The sequence below is a fragment of the Pseudomonas sp. GM84 genome, from assembly GCF_000282535.1.
Classification (GTDB): Bacteria; Pseudomonadota; Gammaproteobacteria; order Pseudomonadales; family Pseudomonadaceae; genus Aquipseudomonas.
On record NZ_AKJC01000377.1, the window covers coordinates 1 to 1,672 of the forward strand.

The following is a 1,672-nucleotide window of genomic DNA, read 5'->3' on the forward strand; positions in this document are numbered from 1 at the left end:
GCTTGCCGGCGATGAGGCCACAACAGGCACCGCTAACCCTGATCTTCCAGCTTCATCGCCAAGGCCAACGTACTGCCCATCTGCACCGCCCGATCCCGCCAATCCAGATAGCGCGCCGCATCGAACCGGCTGAAATGCACCGCCAACTCTTCGGCCGCCTGCATGACCCCAGTCGCGGCCGCCAGCTCCAGCCAATACAACCCGGCCTTGATATCGGCCGCCACGCACACACCATGCAGCAGGCGATAGCCCACCTCGAAGCGGCAACGCGCCTCACCCCGTTCGGCGCCACGGAAGAACCACTGATACGCCCTTGGCAGATCCACCTGCCAGTCGAGCCCCACATCGCACACCTCTTCCTCGTACAGGTCGCCAAGCGCGGCAGCGGCGTGCAGCATGCCCCGCTCGAACGCCTGCCGGTAGCACTCCGCAGCTTGCACATAGGAGGTCTCGACACCCTTGCCGAAGTAATGTTGCTGCCCCAGGTTGAACCAGGCCGCCGCACTGCCCTGCAGGGCCGCCATGCGCAGCAGGTGCCCGGCCAGCACGGTGTCGGCGCGCCAATACTTGCCATTCAGCCAAATCCAGCCGAGGTCGTTGAGCGCCGCCACGTTGCCGGCCAGTGCCTGATGGCGCAGGTCGGCATACACCGCCTGCAGGTCCGGTGCTTCATCCAGTCGACTGACCAGCAACGTCCGCTGGCTGGGCAACCCCACGCCGGCGAACAGGCGCTGCCGCCTTCCGCCAGGGGTTGGCGGGCAAATCACCTGCTCAGGCAAAAGACGGGCGAGCAGCGAATGGATATTGCTGACAGCAGACATGTTCATCCTCATTGAACGATCCACAGGCCCGACCGCGGCTGTGATGAGGCGTAATTCTGCGCGATGGCACGTCGAAACCTGTCGCGAACGATTCGGCATGGGGCAACCAATCGCAGGTTCCTTGATCTGATCGAGCCATGGCTAATTGCCATGACCCCCTCATGCCGCCATGCTACTGCGGCAAGCCTAGACAAGGACGTTCCCTTTTGCCGTTCGCTACCACCCGCGCCACCCTCAGCCGTCAATGGGCGCTGCTGCGCCAGCTACCCAGCCGCTCTCCGGGCATTACCAGCGCCGAACTGGTGTGGCGCCTGCGCGATGTGGGGTTCTCCGTCAGCAAACGCACGGTCGAGCGCGACCTCAACGAGTTGTCGCTGATCTTTCCGCTGGAACGTAATGACAAGAGCATTCCGTTTGGCTGGCACTGGTCGGCGAAGGCTGTGGGAGAGCTGCGCGGGAATTTCGACCTGCAGGGTTATCTGCGCGGTGAAACCTTGCGGTCGGCCCAGGATGACGGGTTGCAGCTGCAGGCCTGGGTCAGCGATCAGGTGGCTCGGCAATTGCGCGATACACCGTTGAGCGCGGACATGCAGCTGACTGCGCTGGAGCGCGGGCATCGGCTGCGGGCCACAGTGGACGATGGCTGGGCCTTGCGCTGGTGGGTGTTGAGCCAGGGGGATGGGGTGATGGTGGAGCAGCCGGATCAATTGCGCGAGGAGATAGCCAAGACCTTGAGCAATGCGGTTGCCCTTTACCAGAATTAGTGGCCTGTACTGGCCCTATCGCCGGCAAGCCGGCTCCCACAGAGACCCCGCTGTCTCTGAAACTGCGGGGTACCTGTGGGAGCCGGC

The 1,672-nt window shown here is 63.8% G+C and carries 2 protein-coding genes; one reads left to right on the forward strand and one right to left on the reverse strand.

The window, feature by feature from the left end; genetic code table 11:
- Positions 1–32: 32 nt before the first annotated feature.
- On the reverse strand, positions 33–821 hold the full coding sequence (locus PMI38_RS26020) for a tetratricopeptide repeat protein (protein WP_008101142.1): 789 nt from the start codon (positions 819–821) through the stop codon (positions 33–35).
- 206 nt (positions 822–1,027) lie between these two features.
- Here PMI38_RS26020 and PMI38_RS26025 point away from each other — a divergent pair, with 206 nt between their 5' ends.
- A complete protein-coding gene (locus PMI38_RS26025; RefSeq protein ID WP_008101144.1) occupies positions 1,028–1,585 on the forward strand; it encodes a WYL domain-containing protein in 558 nt (185 codons plus the stop codon).
- Positions 1,586–1,672 lie beyond the last annotated feature (87 nt).